Here is a 17,957-nt window from a genome sequence, read left to right as displayed (position 1 = left end):
CGACCTGACAGGTATTACCCCAGAGTAGTGAGGAAAAGACCGACTAAATACCCCACAAAGAAAAATGCCAGTCAGCTTAACTGACTGGCATTAGGCAATTTGCCGGTTTTTTTGTCATCTAAGTATTACTCCCACTCAATCGTAGCAGGCGGCTTACCAGAAATATCGTAAACTACACGGCTAATGCCGTCGATTTCATTGATAATGCGATTAGACACTTTACCTAGGAAGTCGTATGGCAAGTGTGCCCAGTGAGCTGTCATGAAATCGACGGTTTCTACTGCACGAAGGCTTACTACCCAGTCATATTTACGCGCATCACCCATTACGCCAACTGAGCGCACTGGAAGAAATACGGTAAACGCTTGGCTTACTTTTTGGTATAGGTCAGCTGCATATAGCTCTTCAATGAAGATAGCGTCTGCACGACGTAGTAAGTCGCAATATTCTTTCTTAATTTCACCAAGTACACGAACACCTAGACCCGGACCAGGGAACGGGTGACGGTAAAGCATGTCGTACGGTAAACCTAGCTCAAGGCCGATTTTGCGTACTTCGTCTTTAAAGAGTTCACGCAGTGGCTCAACAAGACCTAGCTCCATATCTTCTGGAAGACCACCCACATTGTGGTGCGATTTAATTACGTGCGCTTTACCCGTTGCAGAACCCGCTGATTCAATAACGTCTGGGTAAATAGTACCTTGCGCTAACCACTTCGCGTTTTCACGCTTACCCGCTTCCTCGTCAAATACACGAACGAACTCATTACCAATAGCTTTACGTTTAAGCTCAGGATCTTCAATGCCTTTTAGGCGATCAAGGAAACGCTCTTCAGCGTCTACACGGATAATGTTAAGGCCGAAATGGTCACCAAACATTTCCATTACCTGATCAGCTTCATTTAAGCGAAGCAGGCCATTGTCTACAAACACACAAGTAAGTTTGTCACCTATCGCGCGGTGAAGCAGCATGGCTGTTACTGAAGAATCTACGCCACCTGAAAGGCCAAGAATAACTTCTTCATTGCCCACCTTCTCTTTTATGCGCTCAATGGCATCGTCAATAATTGCGCCAGCTGTCCAGAGCTTTTCACACTTACAGATGTCCATCACAAAGTGAGTTAATAGACGCATGCCTTGGCGAGTGTGAGTCACTTCAGGGTGGAACTGCACGCCATAGAATTGCTTCTCTGCGTTATACATTGCAGCATGTGGGCATGAAGCGGTTTGCGCGATGGTTTCAAAACCTTCGGGAATAGCTGCCACTTTATCGCCGTGGCTCATCCATACATCAAGCAGCGCCGCGCCGTTATCGCCTATGGCATCTTCAATTTTATCCAGCAGCGGGCTTGGCTTAATCACTTCTACTTGCGCATAACCAAATTCACGCTTGTCTGAACCCAGTACGCCACCACCTAGCTGTTGTGCCATGGTTTGCATGCCATAGCACACGCCTAGCACTGGCACGCCGGCTTCAAATACGTACACGGGCGCGCGCGGCGAGCCTTCTTCGGTTACTGACTCTGGGCCACCTGACAGAATAATCCCTTGAGGATTAAATTCGCGGATTTGCTCTTCGGTCACATCCCAAGCCCAAAGCTCACAGTAAACGCCTATTTCGCGAACACGACGTGCTATCAACTGCGTGTATTGCGAGCCAAAATCCAAAATAAGTATGCGTTGGTCGTGGATATTTGTGGTCATGTTTTATTTTTACCCGTTAAATAAAAGAACAAAGGCTGGTGTAGTACCAGCCTCGCAGTCGTCGGTCGCCTTAACCTAAACGGTAGTTTGGCGCTTCTTTGGTAATGCTTACATCGTGAACGTGGCTCTCGCCCATTCCGGCTGAAGTTACGCGCACAAATTGTGCCTTGGTATTGAGCTCTTCAATCGTTGCGCAGCCCGTTAAGCCCATGGCTGAGCGCAAGCCGCCCATTTGCTGATGGATAATATTAGCAATTGGACCTTTGTACGCTACGCGGCCTTCAATACCTTCTGGTACAAGTTTTTCTGCGTTATCAGAATCTTGGAAGTAACGGTCTGACGAACCATGGCTTTGATCCATAGCGCCTAGTGAACCCATACCGCGATATGACTTGTAATAACGGCCTTGGAAAAGTTCTACTTCCCCTGGCGCTTCTTCAGTACCTGCTAGCATGCTGCCAACCATTACGCAGCTTGCGCCAGCAGCCAACGCCTTAGCAATGTCACCCGAAAAACGAATACCGCCGTCAGCGATTACTGGAATGTCAGTATCTTTAAGCGCTTCTACTGCATCTGATACCGCAGTAATTTGAGGCACACCGCAACCGGTTACGATACGGGTAGTACAAATTGAACCAGGGCCAATACCCACTTTAACAGCATCTACGCCGGCATCGGCAAGTGCTTTCGCGCCATCGCCCGTCGCAACGTTACCTGCAATAATTTGTACATCTGGATAGTCTGCACGTACCTTTTTCACGCGGTCAATAACACCTTGCGAGTGACCGTGAGAGGTATCGATAAGTAGAACGTCAACGCCTGCATCTACAAGTAGTGCAATACGTTCGTCAGTACCTGCGCCAACGCTTACCGCAGCACCAACACGGAGGCGACCAAGCGAGTCTTTACATGCGTTAGGCTTGTTTTCTGCTTTCTGGAAGTCTTTAACAGTGATCAGGCCTGTAAGCTTAAACGCGTCGTCGACGACAAGAATTTTCTCAATGCGGTGTTCGTGCATAAGATCTAACACCACATCAGAGCTTGCGCCTTCTTTAACGGTAACCAGATCATCCTTACCGGTCATTACGTTTCTAATAGGCAAATTCAAACGCTTTTCAAAGCGAAGATCGCGGCCTGTCACAATACCAATTAGGTTATTATCTTTGTCAGTCACCGGGAAGCCAGAGTAACCAAGACGCTTAGAAAGCGCAATAACTTCACCAATGGTCGCATTCTCTTCAACCGTTACCGGATCAGATACCACACCACTTTCGTATTTCTTAACTTCACGTACGTGTTTGGCTTGCTCTTCGGGCTTCATGTTTTTATGAATGAAACCAATACCACCCTCTTGGGCTAGCGCAATAGCTAGACGGGCTTCAGAAACCGTGTCCATGGCAGCAGACACCATTGGAATATTTAACGTTACGCCACGCGTAAGGCGTGTTTGTAAGTTGGCTGTGTGAGGGAGGACGGTCGAGTGGCCGGGAACCAGCAACACATCGTCGAACGTCAGGGCTTCTTGGATGATACGTAGCATGCAACAACACCTATTCAGTTGAGGGTTAATTGCGGCGCAATTGTAGTGTTTTTTAGTTTTCAGGTAAACTCTAAATGTATTAAACCCAGTGATTTTTTTTATGTTTACAAATTCGCCATCTACGTCTCGACAAATTTTAACAGTTACCAAGCTAAATCGCTTAGCCAGAACCGTACTGGAAGGCGAAATTGGCCTTATTTGGCTATCTGCCGAAATATCCAACTTTGTGGCAGCCGCATCAGGGCATTGGTACTTCACGCTCAAAGACAACAAAGCCCAAGTTCGCGCAGCCATGTTCAAGGGATCAAACCGCAATGTTCGCATTCGCCCTAAAGAAGGCGACAAAATTTTAGTGCGAGCGTCGGTTGGCCTTTACGAAGCACGCGGCGACTATCAACTGGTTGTCGAACACATGGAAAGCGATGGCGAAGGTGCGCTTAAGCAAGCGTTCGAAGCCCTAAAGTTCAAACTCAACAATGAAGGCTTGTTCGATACTGCTAACAAGCGAGCGCTACCTGAACGTATTAATCGCATCGGCGTAATAACTTCATCAAGCGGTGCAGCGCTTCACGATGTATTAAGTGTATTAAAACGACGCAGCCCACAAACCGAAATCATTGTTTATCCGTCGATGGTTCAGGGTGAAACCGCACCTTTACAGTTAATTAATGCGTTGAGAACGGCTAACCGCCGCGCAGAAGTGGATGTGCTGTTACTTACGCGAGGCGGAGGTTCATTAGAAGACTTGTGGTGTTTTAATGATGAAAGCTTGGCAAGAGAAGTCGCTGCAAGTGCCCTTCCCATAGTTAGCGCCGTAGGCCATGAGGTAGACTTCACCATTAGTGACTTCGTCGCCGATGTTCGCGCCCCTACCCCATCTGCTGCTGCCGAAATCTTAAGTCAGGATTCTGCCGCTCTTTACCAAACGCTAAGTCAGCAAAAACAGCGCTTAGCAAGGGCAATACATCAGTACCTTCAAACGAGTAAACAACAGCTTGTTTTAAAGAAACAACGGCTAAATGCGTTGCATCCACAAAGCCGCATCCAATCGCAGTGGCAAACGTTAGACAGACTACAACTTCGTTTAGCGCATAAGATGCAAAACGACTTGGCAAAAGCAGAGAAGCGATTACAAGGTCTTGATTACAGGCTAAACAAACAATCGCCATCAGCAAACGTGGCGCGTGCAAAAGACAAACTGAATTACGCTAGCACCAAGCTCTTATCAAGCATGAATACACTCATTAGAAGCAAAAAAAATGAACTTGGTGGTAAAGTTAGCCTCTTACAATCCGTAAGTCCTCTTTCAACGCTCGCCCGTGGTTACAGCATTACTTTGTCCGACAAAGCAGCCATTAATAGCGTGAATAAAGTAAATGTAGGTGATGAGATAAAATCTCGGGTGACTGACGGAGAAATAACCAGTACAGTGACACACATTCAACGGCAATAGGTAGCCTTAAGTATTATGCCCGTTCATGTAAACGCGTTTTCCTTTTCCAGTATTTACCAGCGGGCCTGTGCATTTTGGAGCCTAAAGTCACAGCGGTTCGCTGTACCAAAAATTTTGACACCTTTGTGCGTTTTTGTTCTGTTACTAGTGCCTGACTTCACCTTTGCTTCTATGGTCAATCAACCTGTCTCTGTTTTTTCTACCTACCCGAGCGAGACGTTACTCAGGGCTTGTGGAGCCCAGCGAGCATTAAGCGAAGCTAATGCTTCTCAATCCACTAATTTGTGTTTTGAAGATGCTATTTCGCCCGACAGCTTTATTAAACTCCTAAGCGAATCAGGAGAGTTCAGTCATTTGTTCCCTTATGGCGAAGGAAACGACTACGAACTATTGATTGCTAATGTTGGCGCAGCGCCTGGCATGCATCGACAGCACGCAAAACAATTTGCAGAATTCACTTTACAATGGCGAGGGATAGAAATTGACTCATCTTCATTTGATGCGAGTGCTCTAGAAAACACAGATGTGAAAACGGAAACCGCTTTAGCCGAAGAAGAAGCACAATCGTTGATTACCCGCTGGATTCAACATGCCAAACATTCTGGATTATTTACCAGCCAGTTTTTGTTCGATGCGCTAGAAGCTAGCGACTATAAGGGTGGATTACAGGTACCAAACGCCATTGGCGACTTCACTAAATTAGATACTCAGTTATATCCAGACCCGTTTAACGGTGCAATTACTCGCTATATACACCCTGAGTTTGAAGATGCGCTCGTTGACGTCACCGTATATCCCTTTTTAGATCAGCTTTCTTCAGATGAAAACGAGCTACTTCCTAAGCAACTAGAAAGTGATCTGCAAAGAGCTAGTGCTACAGCCGATTTACAGCAGTTAACGTTGTCTCAAATCAGTCCAGCCTCACGCTACGAGGTTAACAGCGCATTAAGAGGATGGAGATTGGGGCTGAGCGCGACATCTGAAACATCACCAACAATTTACGCGACAACCTATGTCTTTAAGCTACAAGATAAAATCGTAAAAGTGTCTACGACTTTTCCTCCTGACTTTTCAGACAATATTGTCAATCAATTGATTGTTAACGTAGAAGTTCCGCAAGAGTCTGAAATGATGAAAAAGGTTCGCTCTCTGCTTTTAGAAAGCGCCAATTGATACCATAGAAAAGATTAGTTGTATCACTAGTTGCTAAACTTTGGCCAATGGGTAAGAGCGAACCGTTGCTGTTTTTATTTTTCAATAAATCGCATTACAGGATTAATTGACTTACGTTTCACGTCACTGCTTAAAATGTGAACTTTCGCCTGTTCTCTCGGTTTATACCTATCAAACCAATTGTAAACCTGGTCTTTTTGAAGCGGCTGCTTCGCTGAGTGTAATTTTTCCACTGACATCATTCTTCCTTTGTCTGGATTATAAACGGTCGAAATTGTAATAATCGATAGACGTTACACTCATTTTTTGATTACTTTTCTTCTGTTTGATAATAAGAACAAAAGCCCTGCGCCAAATAAGCTAAATGCCGCTGGCTCAGAAACACTAGTGGCTGTCGGGGCGTAATCGAACTCTACGAATACTTTACCCCAAGAACCCGTTGAGAATTCATTTGTAAAGCTACCCGTTCCCCCGTCTACTTGATTAAATACGTTCGTTCTCGCATCCGTTGAGAACAAAAATTCGATTGGAGTTCCGGCTAGAAAGGCCGACAAGTCTACGTTTGCTAGCATCCCCGACCGTTCGCCTGTTGTCACATCAAACTCAAATTCGGCAGAATCTTCACCTGGAATCATTGTGAATGTCCCCTCTGGTGAGCTTTGTGCAGAGACAAGCGGATTAACGAAATTTGCTTGTTCAAATACAAATGTGTCAGCTACGCTACTGGATACTTGCCAGTTCGACGCTAGAAAGATATCTACGTCAGTGCGACCTGCTTCAGAGCTTCCATTAACGGATCTTCCTTCGCTGTCTATCTGTCCATAGACCGTTATATTTACAGCGTTCAATGTACCCAGTGTTTGATCAAATGCGTCAATAAACACACTTTCCGATAGCGGCGATACTTCTGCCACGTCGAAAGGACTTCCTTGTTCACCAAAGGATACTTCTTGCGTAATAATTGCTGCTTTTATTGGCATTGTAGTCGCTGCGATGATGGCAGCGGCAATAATTCGCTTATTCATAAATTCATCCTGCTCATATAGTTAGAATTACCCCGACGGTCGAAGGGGCTCCCTGTGACTGCAAGAAAGAAACCATAGATTAATTTATGTGCAATACCGCATGTAGCATGGGTTAACAAAATTTAAGGTTATATTATGAAAGCTAAAAATTATTCACTGATAGAAAATATTACACTTTAGTTGTAATTATGACCGACAGAATATAGTTTGGCACGGCTGATGCTTTAGTAAAATCAGCAAAGGAGGGTTGAAACTTAGGTAGGCTGATGCAATGCATGCAGTACACTGATAACGCTATAGATACTTGGGTATGTTAACGCGGCAAAAACTAGCGTGGTAAGAAAGAGACATTAATACTTTTTTAATAGCGGACTTGTACATCACTACGCTAATAAGCGCAGCGATGTACTTAACAAGGCTACTTTTTATCTTTGTAATAAGACATCATACGACGGCGCTTGCGCTGCTGCGCCAAGGTCAAATTAGCCTTTTTACCTTCAAACGGGTTGTTGCCTTCTCTGAATTCTATCTTGATAGGCGTACCCATAATTTCTAGCGCTTTTCTGAAATAGTTCATCAAGAAACGCTTATAAGAGCTTGGTAAGTCATCCACTTGATTACCGTGAATAACAATAACCGGTGGGTTGTAACCACCTGCGTGAGCATACTTCATTTTAACTCGGCGACCACGCACCAGCGGAGGTTGATGGTCATCCTGAGCCATTTCCATAATTTGTGTAAGCAGCGCGGTATTAATACGCTTGGTCGCGCTCATATACGCTTCTTGTACAGACTCAAATAAATTACCAACACCCGAACCATGAAGCGCAGAAATAAAATGAATTCGAGCGAAGTCGATAAAGCCTAAACGACGGTCCATCTCGCGCTTTATGTCGTCTTTCACGTCAGTACTTAATCCGTCCCATTTGTTCACGGCAACTACTAATGAACGACCTGAATTAAGCACAAAGCCTAATAGGCTAAGATCTTGGTCGGTAATACCTTCTCTGGCATCAATAACCAATAGCACTACGTTAGCTTCTTCAATTGCCTGAAGAGTTTTAACAATAGAGAACTTCTCTACGGCTTCACTAATTTTCTTGCGCTTTCTCACGCCCGCGGTATCGATTAGGATATATTCACGCTCATCCCTTTCCATTGGAATGTACACGCTGTCACGGGTGGTGCCTGGCATGTCAAATACCACCACGCGCTCTTCACCTAAAATGCGGTTTGTCAGTGTCGACTTACCCACGTTGGGCTTACCTACGATAGCAAGTTTGATAGGTAACTCTTGAAGGCGTTGACGCTGCGTTTCAGCATCCTCTTCTTCTTCAGGCTCCTCATCGACAATTTCCATGTCCGGGAAATCAGATTCAAGTGGCTTTAAGGCGTCCTGCAGCAATTGGCTAACACCGCGACCGTGCGCCGCAGCAATTTGCTTAATATCACCTAAGCCTAAGGAGTAAAATTCCGCACTTTCGCTATCGCCGTCAATTCCATCAACCTTGTTCGCCACAACAAACACTTTTTTGTTTATGCGTCGAAGATGATCAGCAATACCTTGGTCGGCTGGCAGCATACCTGCTCTGGCGTCAACCAAAAACAATACGACATCAGCCTCTTCTATAGCTAACAAAGACTGTTGTGCCATTTCAGCATCAATGCCCTCTTCATCGCCCGTAATACCGCCGGTATCCACTACTATGAACTGGCGCTTTTCAAATTTCGCTTGGCCGTATTTACGGTCGCGAGTTAGCCCCGGGTAGTCAGCAACTAGTGCATCACGGGTATTTGTAAGGCGATTAAACAAGGTTGACTTACCAACATTAGGGCGGCCAACCAAAGCAACAACGGGTAACATTTATCAGATCCTAGGGGTCATGAAAGCTAAAAAAGCACAAGCCGCATACACCATCTATTACAACTAACGTTCGGGAACTGTATTCTCTAACGAGAGGTGAATTACTATGAGGCTTTTGAGAATGGGCGCATTATACCTTGTTCACTACCTAATACCAATGGCGTTCAATAACACGAAGAGAAACCGTCTACCCATTGATAATGGCCAAGTTTAGGCCCGAAAAAACCGCGGGGTATAAAAAAAGGCGCTTTAAGCACCCTTTCTGTTTAAATATTAGCGAAACGTTCCTGTTACTTTGGAACTTGCACCGACGCTATTACGCCATTACGTGTTACCGCTATAATCTTATCATCAACCTTCAACGGCGCAGCATAGATTGAATCATCTTCGTCATCGCCGCCAACATCTAAGCGTGCAACAACTTCACCTGTTTCTTGTTCAATCCAGTGTAGAAAGCCCCAGTTATCACCAACAACCACATGGTCGCCTACTGGAGTAGCAGCCGTTAATGAGCGATGCTTAAGTGAACCTTGAGACCAAAGCTCTACGCCGTTTCGTCTATCAAGGGCATAAACGTTAGAGTTGTTGTCTACAACAAAAATTTTATTGCCGTCGATATTCAAATTGCGAAACGATGCATATTCACGTTTCCAAATTACACGACCTGAACGTAACTCTACAGCAGCTAATGTTCCGTTGTAAGAAACCGTGTAAACCGTGCCGCCAAATAAAACAGGCGTTGTGTCGATATCAACAATACGCTCTAACTCTGTTGCACCAGAAGGCGTTGCAATTACCGTTTCCCACGCAAGTACACCTGTTTCGATAAGATTAACCTGAATCTTACCTGTAGGTGTGCCGATGATAGCACCACCGTTAGATGCGATTGGGCCAGAAATACCACGTAATGTTAGCGGAGGAGTATCACCTTCGTGTCTCCACAACTGTTCACCAGTGCGGGTATTGAAACCAAATAAGCTACCAGCACCCGTGTTAACCACTAAGATACCTTCATCAGCTGCCGGAGCCGCTAAAATCTCACCGGGAACAGACGCATCCCAAACCAACTCTCCGGTTTCTGCATCCATTGCAGCTACATAGCCGTTTTCTGTACCAATGAATACGTGTCTGTCTGCTACGGCGATACCACCAATACGTGCAGTCTCACCGCTACGCCACAAATTAGTGACTGAGCTTAGCATGCCCTCAGAGCGAAACTGTGCGAAATCTTTCTCCCACAACACTTTACCCGACTCAGGGTCCATCGCGACAACGGCGCCATGGCGATCGGCAGCATAAAGCTTGTCATAGGCATAAACAGGGCGAAGACGAGAGAAGTAATGATTAACGCCATCACCAATATCGCGATCCCACACTAGTTTAGGTGTGAATTTAGCCTCAATAGGCTTTAAACGACGAATCTCTAATTCTTCATCATCTGCAAACCAGTCTGAAATAGTTGAGCAGCCAGACATTGTGATAGACACCGCGAGTGCCATACCTATCGTGCGAGCAAATCGACCTTTACGGCCACACGTGTTGTGAAACAAATTGCGTACCTCTTTATTATTTATACCAGCCCTAAGGCTTTCGCTTATTGCGCAGCAGATACCGATAGGTTATCTAACTTCATTTGTAAAAGCGGATTGTTGGCATTTTTTTCTAACGCATTTGAATAAGCTAAGCGAGCATCATCAAACTTGCCTTGTTTTTGATACACATCGCCTTTTAATTCAGAAACTTCTGCTGCAAATGCGTCGTTTGTTACATTGCTAAGCGTAGACAACGCCGCGTCCAGCTGGTTCATTTCAATTTGCACACGCGACAAACGAAGTGAGGCAAGTACTTTCAATTCGTCATTTTCGGCAAAGGTTACTACGCTATTTAGGTGAGAAGCTGCAGCGTCTAAATCACCGGCATCTACCGCTTGCTTAGCAGCAAGAAGACTAGCGATGCTTGCATAACCACTGTCTTTGTTCTCTTCGATAAAAGCTTTAACTTTTGCGTCACTGCCTTCGGTACCAAAAGTCTCTACGGCATTTTGATAAGCAACCGATGCTGCTTCTTTAGTTTCAATTTGCGCTTCTGAATACGCTCTCCAGCCCCAAAGTCCACCTAGACCAAGTGCTGCACCCACGATAATCGCTGTACCGTGCTCTTTCCAAAAACGTTTAATCGCTTCTACTTGTTGTTCTTCTGTTGCGAACTGTTCCATGATGTCCTCTTTTTATTTTGCGCTCAGCATATCTGCAACCTTATCAGATAAGGTATCGAAGCTGACTGTAACTTGTTCTTGACCATCGCGTAGTGGTTTAACACCTACTTCACGAGACTGCATTTCGTCATTACCTAAAAGCAGCGCTAAACGTGCACCTGTTTTATCTGCACGCTTTAGTTGTTTTTTAAAGTTGCCGCCGCCACAGTGCATCATTATGCGTGTATTAGGAAGCGTATTTCGAAGATGTTCTGCTACCTCAATAGCGTATGACTGTGCCTCTTCGCCCATCGCCGTTACGTAAACATCTGCGAAGCTCGAGTCCTGACCTTCTTCGGTTAACGTGGTTAGCAACAGTACCAAACGTTCAATGCCCATAGCAAAACCAACTGCAGGCGTTGCTTTGCCACCCAGCTGCTCTACCAAGCCATCGTAACGGCCTCCAGCACACACTGTACCTTGGGCTCCCAGGCTGTCTGTCACCCACTCAAACACGGTACGGTTGTAGTAATCTAATCCGCGCACTAGTCGAGGATTTATTTCAAACTCAATACCTGCTTGCGTTAAGCGCGAACACAAGGTTTCAAAATGTACTTTAGATTCTTCATCAAGATGATCGATTAGCGCTGGCGCATCGACAATAGCAGCTTGAACATCAGGATTCTTTGAATCGAGTACGCGAAGTGGATTCGTTTCAAGTCGACGCAGGGAATCTTCGTCGAGCTGGTCTGCACGCTGTTTTAAGAATTCAACCAGCGTATCGCGATATGCAGCACGAGCTTCGTTTGAACCTAAGGTATTGATTTGAAGTTTTACGTGCTGCTCAATACCAAAAGCTTTCCAAAAGCGTGCACTAAGAAGAATCACTTCTAAGTCGATGTCAGGGCCGTCCATACCGTAGGTCTCTACACCGAACTGATGGAACTGGCGATAACGCCCTTTTTGTGGACGTTCATGACGGAACATTGGCCCCATGTACCACAGGCGTTGCTGCTGGTTGTACAATAAGCCGTGCTCGTTTCCTGCGCGCACGCAACTTGCCGTACCTTCTGGACGTAGCGTTAAGCTGTCGCCATTTCTATCTTCGAAGGTATACATTTCTTTTTCAACGATATCGGTAACTTCACCGATAGAGCGCTTGAACAAGTCGGTGCTTTCAACGATGGGAGTACGTATTTCCTGGTAACCATAACTCGCCACAACCTGACGAAGTACAGATTCTACCTTCTGCCATGTACCGGAAATCTCCGGTAGGCAGTCATTCATGCCTCGAATTGCCTGAATAGTCTTAGCCACGTGAAATTCTCATACTGCTAAATAGTGAAAAGCCCCGCATTATAGGGGCTTTGGGAATAAACAACAATGAACAAAAAATGTCTCAGTCTTTAACCGAGACCTGAATTTTATTTTGTTCACTCATACGCGATGCTTTGGCGCGAATCTTAGCTTCAAGCTTATCCACTAGATCGTCGTTAGGAAGACGTTCTTTAACGCGCTTACCGTCTTCATATAGGCCGCTCATGTTACGTGCGCCAGTGAGGCCCAAATCAGATACTTCTGCTTCGCCTGGGCCGTTAACCACGCAACCGATGATAGAGACATCCATTGGCGTAAGAATATCTTCCAATCGCTGCTCAAGAGCATTCACTGTGCCGATTACATCGAATTCTTGTCGTGAACAACTCGGGCAAGCAATAAAGTTTATACCGCGCGAGCGAATACGCAGTGACTTCAGAATATCAAAGCCTACCTTGATTTCTTCCACCGGATCAGCGGCTAACGATACGCGCAACGTATCACCAATACCTTCAGCCAATAGCATACCTAAGCCAACTGCACTCTTCACGGCGCCGGCGCGCTGACCACCGGCTTCGGTAATACCTAAGTGAAGCGGCTGGTCTATTTTTTGTGCCAATAAACGATAGGCGCCAACAGCTAAGAAAACATCTGACGCTTTAACGCTGACTTTGAATTGATCAAAGTTAAGTTTGTCGAGAATATCCACATGACGCATTGCGGATTCAACCAGCGCTTCTGGCGTTGGCTCACCGTACTTCTCTTGTAAGTCTTTTTCTAACGAGCCACCGTTCACACCAATGCGAATAGGAATATTTTTGTCTTTTGCACAATCGACCACAGAGCGCACACGCTCCATATTACCTATGTTACCTGGGTTAATGCGCAGACAATCCACGCCGTATTCAGCAACCTTAAGTGCGATACGGTAGTCAAAATGAATGTCTGCAACGAGTGGCACACTCACCTGCTTTTTAATTTCTTTAAATGCTTCAGCCGCTTCCATCGTGGGCACAGATACTCGAACGATCTCCCCACCCACTGCAACAATACGGTTTATTTGATCGACGGTCGCTGCCACATCAGTGGTCCGCGTATTCGTCATAGATTGAACAGCAATGGGAGCGCCATCACCAATGGGGACGTTACCTACATTAATACGCGTAGACTTTCTGCGCTTAATAGGGCTTTCTGCAAACATCTAATTACCTATAAAGGAAGTGCGAAGCGAGCTGTTTTACCGTTTTGGTATGAAGAAATATCAACAGACTCGCCGTTAACTGATATGCGCACATTATCCGGTGCACCGAGCGTAACTTCAACAGGAGGAACGCCTTGAATTTCCATAACTCGTCCTTTTAGCTTTACCCCATAGGCAATAGCTTCTCCAGACGCGTCTTTTATATTAACCCAACAGTCATCGTCGAAAGTGAAAACCATAGCAATTGGCGCTGCATCAGACTGACTATTCACATTAAGGTTGGGTTGGGGTTCGTTTCTATTCGCAGAATCAACCAGAGCGGTTAGGTTATTGCTATCATTTACCTCTGTATCGGGTGCTGAGATTGCACCATCATTCAAGCTACCGTCTTGGTTAAAACCGCTATCTTGGTCGCTGAATGCACCGCTGGTTTCTGAGCTTGTACTATCGCTCACGCCCGTGTCTAGCTGATTGTTTCCAGCCGTATCACCCTGCGACGACGAGGCGTCAGTAGTTACATTGTCGGTATCTGTGCCCGCCGATGGGACAGGCGTATTAGCGGCTTCTCGCTTAACAGCCTCACTAAGTGGCAGTTCAGCTACCGTGTCGTCACTAGGCTGTTGATACCACCACACGACAACGGCGGCAATAATAAGAAGTAAAATAACATAAGTTACCATCATCCACCTGTCATCGTGTGTCTGTTTTGCGACACGCTTTGAAAAGCTCTGTAATTTCTCAGAAGATGGTACAGATGTTTGATTGTGGAAGCGTTCGAATGCCTCAATAACTTCTTGAGAATTCATGCCTAATTGCTTGGCATAATTTCTCACGTATCCTTTTGTAAAAGTCACCGAAGACTTTTCATCAATGACATCATTTTCTAAATCATTGATTTGTTTAGCTTTCAAAAATAATTTATCAGCAATATCTTGTTGAGACAAACCTAGCGTTTCACGGCGCGCTTTTAGCATTGCCCCTGGACTTGGCGTGTTTTCTTGTTGTTGCGAAGTGACTTCTTGATTCGCTTTTTCTTCCGACACCATTAAACCTTATTCCTCCTGCATACTCGGTGGTACTAACCAAAGCGTCTGACCAGCAATAATAGCGCCAGTATTTTCAAGGTTATTCCACTCTTGCAGTGTTGCCATTTTGATATTGTGCAATAAAGAAATACGATATAAGTTTTCACCTTCTTTTACTACATGGAATTTATCACTTTGCACAGATAATTCAGTATTTTGTGCTTTTTCCGGTGTGTTAGCTGTGGCTGTAGGAGCGTTGTCGGTGTTATTGCTCTGAGATTGACGCTGAGCGTCGTTGTCTTGGGCGACGCTCTTTTCATTTTCTTTATCGTTTGATGATGTTTGTGTAAGCCCGTCGGTATTTGTTTGGTTTTCGCTTATTTGTGTTTCAGAATCATTTGGCTGTGTAGATTTGACGGTTTTAACCACTTTGTTTTGCATACTTTCACGTTGCACTAAGTAACGTTTAGTAAGCTCACTTTCAGGGAACAATGACATCATCATTTCGCCATACCCCTTTGCAGTCTCTAGATCCCCTTTCCCTTTGGCTATTTCATAAGCTAACCACAATGAATCAGGCGTAACTTTGGCAACACGTTCGTATTTTCGTAACGTAGATTCAGCAAGTTCCCACTGTTCTGAAACCGTGTAAAGTTCACTGAGCAAGAACAGGCTTTTGCCCCTAGCAGGCTGATGTTTTAATGCGTCTTGAAAATAGCCGATCGCTTCATCTAGCTTACCTTGACTTTGCGCGCACAAAGCCAAGTTTTCGTAGGTTTGCGCTGCGTTAGCGTAAAGCCTGTTATTTATCGCATCAAAGAAATACGCTTTGGCTTTTTCGTATTCGCCGTTTTGGCATTTAAACGCGCCATAACTGTTGGCAATATCGCCATTGTTAGGCGCTAGGTCGATAGCAGTTTCATAGTACTCTTCCGCTCGAAGGTTATCGCCCACCAGTTGATAGTAATATGCCATCGCGAACTGAACGTCTGCAGAGCGTGGATTAAACTCAAGCGCTTTGTCGAGGTTCTTTTTTGCCTGCGTGTAGTTGTTATTTTGAAGGTAGGTAAGACCAAGGGACATGCGTGTTTTGGCGGCTTCTTCGTGATCGAAGTTACCGCCATACAACCCTGACTGGCTATTACTGACACAGCCAGAAGTGAAAATAATCGCGCTTAAAAAGCCAATTTTAAGTGACGTTCGCAATCCCGCAACCATAGTCTTACCCTAATATCTTAATGATTATTGGGCCATTTTTACCGAAATTGCTTCGCCCTTCACCTGTTTTTTTAACATTCTTTTCGTTCTGTCTACCACATCACCCACTAATTGACCGCATGCTGCGTCGATATCATCACCTCGCGTTTTACGCACAACGGTTGTAAACCCATATTCCATAAGCACTTTTGCGAATCTATCGATACGCGAATTGCTTGAACATGTATAAGGCGAACCTGGGTAAGGGTTAAATGGTATTAAGTTTATTTTACTAGGTGTGTCTTTCAATACCTTTGCCAACTGGTGCGCTTGTTCAGTGCTGTCATTGATGTTTGAAAGCATAACGTATTCTACCGTTACACGGCCTTGGTTCGCTTTAGATTTGGCCAGATAACGACGTACGCCTGCTAAGAAGGCTTCGATATTGTACTTCTTATTGATAGGCACGATTTCGTTGCGCAACTCATCGGTGGGTGCATGTAATGAAATAGCTAACGCTACGTCTATTTGGTCACCCAACATATCTAGCGCTGGAACCACGCCCGATGTACTTAGCGTAACGCGGCGTTTAGACAGGCCGAAACCGAAATCGTCCAGCATAATATCCATTGCTGGTACAACGTTTTTAAGGTTAAGCAGTGGCTCACCCATACCCATCATTACTACGTTAGTGATAGGGCGTTTGCTTGAGTCTTTTGAAAGACCAAGGAAAGTAGCTACACGCCATACCTGACCAATAATTTCACTTACACTTAGGTTACGGTTAAACCCCTGCTGCGCGGTTGAACAGAAAGTACACTCTAGCGCGCAACCTACCTGTGATGACACGCAAAGCGTTGCACGGTCAGTTTCTGGGATCCAAACAGATTCAACTTCCTGACCACCTTCAAGGGTAAGTGCAAACTTAATAGTTCCGTCGCTCGCTTCTTGAAAGTATGCAATTTCAGGCGCTTTAATTTCGCAATTTCCAATGAGCATCGCGCGAAGGTTTTTATTGAGGTTACTCATTTCCTCGAAATCGCTGATACCGTGCTGGTAAATCCATTTCATCACCTGATCGGCACGAAACGGTTTCTCGCCCATTTCTTTGAAGAAATTGCGCAAGCCTTCGCGATTTAAGTTTAATAAGTTAGTTTTTGCCATGAATAAGATGACCCTTTTACCTTCGAGGGATGCCCCTCTTACTACTGAATACGGTGTAAAAACCAGCGATTCGACTATGTCTTGAGCGACATTTAAGAAAAAGAAAAGCGCTGATTAAAATTTGCGCGGATTTTACCACAGATGAGATTTGAGAAAAAGCCGATTTAACGCAGAGAAACGTTAAGTTTGGCGATGCGCGAGAAGCGTGGTTTAGCTCGCCTAAATGAGCGCCGAGCAAAGCAGCATAAAGCGTGTATCTTTCTTCTGAGTGACTGAGCGCGCTTGAGGCAATGCGCGAGAAGCGTGGTTTAGCTTGCCTAAATGAGCGCCGAGCAAAGCAGCATAAAGCGTATATCTTTCTTCTGAGTATCTGAGCGCGCTTTAGGCAATGCGCGAGAAGCGTGGTTTAGCTCGCCTAAATGAGCGCCGAGCAAAGCAGCATAAAGCGTGCTCAGACGCTCAGAAACAAAAAACGGGGCTTATAGCCCCGTTTATCTACCTACGTAATCTTAGCGAGTACGTGGGCAGATTTCTTCTTCAGAGAAGAAGTAAGCAATTTCACGTGCTGCTGACTCAGGTGCGTCAGAACCGTGAACTGCGTTTTCGTCGATTGACGCAGCGTAGTCTGAACGTAGTGTACCTGCAGCTGCATCAGCTGGGTTAGTTGCGCCCATGATTTCACGGTTAGCTAGAACTGCATTTTCGCCTTCTAGTACTTGAACCATAACAGGACCAGACGTCATGAAGTCTACAAGTGCGCCGAAGAAAGGACGCTCTTTGTGTTCTGCATAGAAGCCTTCTGCTTGCTCTTTGCTCATGTGGATCATCTTAGATGCCACGATGCGAAGACCTGCAGATTCGAAACGGTTGTAAATTGCACCGATTACGTTTTTAGCTACCGCATCAGGCTTGATAATCGAAAAAGTACGCTCAAGAGCCATGTTCTCTCTCCAAACAAATAGTGTGTGTATCTTTAAAATTTTGGCCGCGAATTATAGGCAATAAATAGCAGCTTGACCAGAGCCTTTATCAAATCAGATATAAAGCACTGTTTTTATAAGAAAATGTAGGGAAAGGATAGCCTATTAGCGATGACAATAT

15 protein-coding genes are annotated in these 17,957 nt (G+C 45.2%); 2 read left to right on the top strand and 13 right to left on the bottom strand.

The features are described 5' to 3' along the window. Positions 1-125: 125 nt before the first annotated feature. Complete coding sequence (guaA, locus tag MHN09_RS04195) at positions 126-1,703, bottom strand: glutamine-hydrolyzing GMP synthase (protein ID WP_239239281.1); 1,578 nt, start codon at positions 1,701-1,703, stop codon at positions 126-128. Between the two features lie 70 nt (positions 1,704-1,773). Then, the gene (gene guaB, locus MHN09_RS04190; protein WP_239239279.1) at positions 1,774-3,243 is read right to left on the bottom strand and encodes an IMP dehydrogenase; all 1,470 of its coding nucleotides are present in this window, start codon (positions 3,241-3,243) and stop codon (positions 1,774-1,776) included. A 100-nt stretch (positions 3,244-3,343) separates the two neighbouring features. Between guaB and xseA the strand changes: the two genes are divergently transcribed. Further along, positions 3,344-4,696 carry an exodeoxyribonuclease VII large subunit gene (gene xseA / locus MHN09_RS04185; protein WP_039218116.1) on the top strand — a complete coding sequence of 451 codons (1,353 nt, stop codon included), beginning with the start codon at positions 3,344-3,346 and terminating at the stop codon, positions 4,694-4,696. Positions 4,697-4,711: 15 nt separating this feature from the next. Continuing rightward, positions 4,712-5,869 carry a hypothetical protein gene (locus MHN09_RS04180; protein ID WP_014950160.1) on the top strand — a complete coding sequence of 386 codons (1,158 nt, stop codon included), beginning with the start codon at positions 4,712-4,714 and terminating at the stop codon, positions 5,867-5,869. A 74-nt stretch (positions 5,870-5,943) separates the two neighbouring features. Here the strand turns inward: MHN09_RS04180 and MHN09_RS04175 are convergent, their stop codons facing one another. The 11 genes from MHN09_RS04175 to ndk form a co-directional block, all read right to left on the bottom strand. Then, on the bottom strand, positions 5,944-6,108 hold the full coding sequence (locus MHN09_RS04175) for a hypothetical protein (RefSeq protein WP_014950161.1): 165 nt from the start codon (positions 6,106-6,108) through the stop codon (positions 5,944-5,946). Positions 6,109-6,168: 60 nt separating this feature from the next. Continuing rightward, complete coding sequence (locus MHN09_RS04170; RefSeq protein ID WP_014950162.1) at positions 6,169-6,894, bottom strand: choice-of-anchor E domain-containing protein; 726 nt, start codon at positions 6,892-6,894, stop codon at positions 6,169-6,171. A gap of 418 nt (positions 6,895-7,312) precedes the next feature. After that, on the bottom strand, positions 7,313-8,758 hold the full coding sequence (gene der / locus MHN09_RS04165; RefSeq protein WP_014979823.1) for a ribosome biogenesis GTPase Der: 1,446 nt from the start codon (positions 8,756-8,758) through the stop codon (positions 7,313-7,315). 290 nt (positions 8,759-9,048) lie between these two features. After that, a complete protein-coding gene (bamB, locus tag MHN09_RS04160; protein ID WP_014950164.1) occupies positions 9,049-10,308 on the bottom strand; it encodes an outer membrane protein assembly factor BamB in 1,260 nt (419 codons plus the stop codon). Between the two features lie 44 nt (positions 10,309-10,352). Beyond that, positions 10,353-10,973, bottom strand: coding sequence for a tetratricopeptide repeat protein (locus MHN09_RS04155; protein ID WP_014950165.1), 621 nt, complete (start codon positions 10,971-10,973; stop codon positions 10,353-10,355). Positions 10,974-10,985: 12 nt separating this feature from the next. After that, entirely contained in the window at positions 10,986-12,269 is a 1,284-nt protein-coding gene (gene hisS, locus MHN09_RS04150; protein WP_239239277.1) for a histidine--tRNA ligase, read from the bottom strand. 82 nt (positions 12,270-12,351) lie between these two features. Then, a complete protein-coding gene (gene ispG, locus MHN09_RS04145) occupies positions 12,352-13,470 on the bottom strand; it encodes a flavodoxin-dependent (E)-4-hydroxy-3-methylbut-2-enyl-diphosphate synthase (protein WP_014950167.1) in 1,119 nt (372 codons plus the stop codon). 8 nt (positions 13,471-13,478) lie between these two features. Beyond that, positions 13,479-14,516, bottom strand: coding sequence for a RodZ domain-containing protein (locus MHN09_RS04140; protein WP_239239275.1), 1,038 nt, complete (start codon positions 14,514-14,516; stop codon positions 13,479-13,481). 6 nt (positions 14,517-14,522) lie between these two features. After that, positions 14,523-15,713, bottom strand: a complete 1,191-nt coding sequence (gene pilW, locus MHN09_RS04135) for a type IV pilus biogenesis/stability protein PilW (protein WP_039228362.1) — start codon at positions 15,711-15,713, stop codon at positions 14,523-14,525. Positions 15,714-15,737: 24 nt separating this feature from the next. Next, on the bottom strand, positions 15,738-16,856 hold the full coding sequence (locus tag MHN09_RS04130) for a bifunctional tRNA (adenosine(37)-C2)-methyltransferase TrmG/ribosomal RNA large subunit methyltransferase RlmN (RefSeq protein WP_239239273.1): 1,119 nt from the start codon (positions 16,854-16,856) through the stop codon (positions 15,738-15,740). Between the two features lie 509 nt (positions 16,857-17,365). Beyond that, on the bottom strand, positions 17,366-17,797 hold the full coding sequence (ndk, locus tag MHN09_RS04125; protein WP_012519000.1) for a nucleoside-diphosphate kinase: 432 nt from the start codon (positions 17,795-17,797) through the stop codon (positions 17,366-17,368). Positions 17,798-17,957: the final 160 nt, after the last annotated feature.

Source organism: Alteromonas sp. MmMcT2-5 (assembly GCF_022348315.1).
GTDB lineage: Bacteria > Pseudomonadota > Gammaproteobacteria > Enterobacterales > Alteromonadaceae > Alteromonas > Alteromonas macleodii.
The sequence above is the reverse complement of the archived record's forward strand: the minus strand, read 5'-3'. Positions and strand labels throughout refer to the sequence as shown.

Coding starts and splice junctions, on each gene's coding strand:
- MHN09_RS04175 (WP_014950161.1), bottom strand. CDS start 6,108: ATGTCAGTGGAAAAATTACACTCAGCGAAGCAGCCGCTTCAAAAAGAC.
- MHN09_RS04180 (WP_014950160.1), top strand. CDS start 4,712: ATGCCCGTTCATGTAAACGCGTTTTCCTTTTCCAGTATTTACCAGCGG.
- MHN09_RS04130 (WP_239239273.1), bottom strand. CDS start 16,856: ATGGCAAAAACTAACTTATTAAACTTAAATCGCGAAGGCTTGCGCAAT.
- pilW (WP_039228362.1), bottom strand. CDS start 15,713: ATGGTTGCGGGATTGCGAACGTCACTTAAAATTGGCTTTTTAAGCGCG.
- guaB (WP_239239279.1), bottom strand. CDS start 3,243: ATGCTACGTATCATCCAAGAAGCCCTGACGTTCGACGATGTGTTGCTG.
- xseA (WP_039218116.1), top strand. CDS start 3,344: ATGTTTACAAATTCGCCATCTACGTCTCGACAAATTTTAACAGTTACC.
- ndk (WP_012519000.1), bottom strand. CDS start 17,797: ATGGCTCTTGAGCGTACTTTTTCGATTATCAAGCCTGATGCGGTAGCT.
- ispG (WP_014950167.1), bottom strand. CDS start 13,470: ATGTTTGCAGAAAGCCCTATTAAGCGCAGAAAGTCTACGCGTATTAAT.
- guaA (WP_239239281.1), bottom strand. CDS start 1,703: ATGACCACAAATATCCACGACCAACGCATACTTATTTTGGATTTTGGC.
- der (WP_014979823.1), bottom strand. CDS start 8,758: ATGTTACCCGTTGTTGCTTTGGTTGGCCGCCCTAATGTTGGTAAGTCA.
- MHN09_RS04170 (WP_014950162.1), bottom strand. CDS start 6,894: ATGAATAAGCGAATTATTGCCGCTGCCATCATCGCAGCGACTACAATG.
- MHN09_RS04140 (WP_239239275.1), bottom strand. CDS start 14,516: ATGGTGTCGGAAGAAAAAGCGAATCAAGAAGTCACTTCGCAACAACAA.
- MHN09_RS04155 (WP_014950165.1), bottom strand. CDS start 10,973: ATGGAACAGTTCGCAACAGAAGAACAACAAGTAGAAGCGATTAAACGT.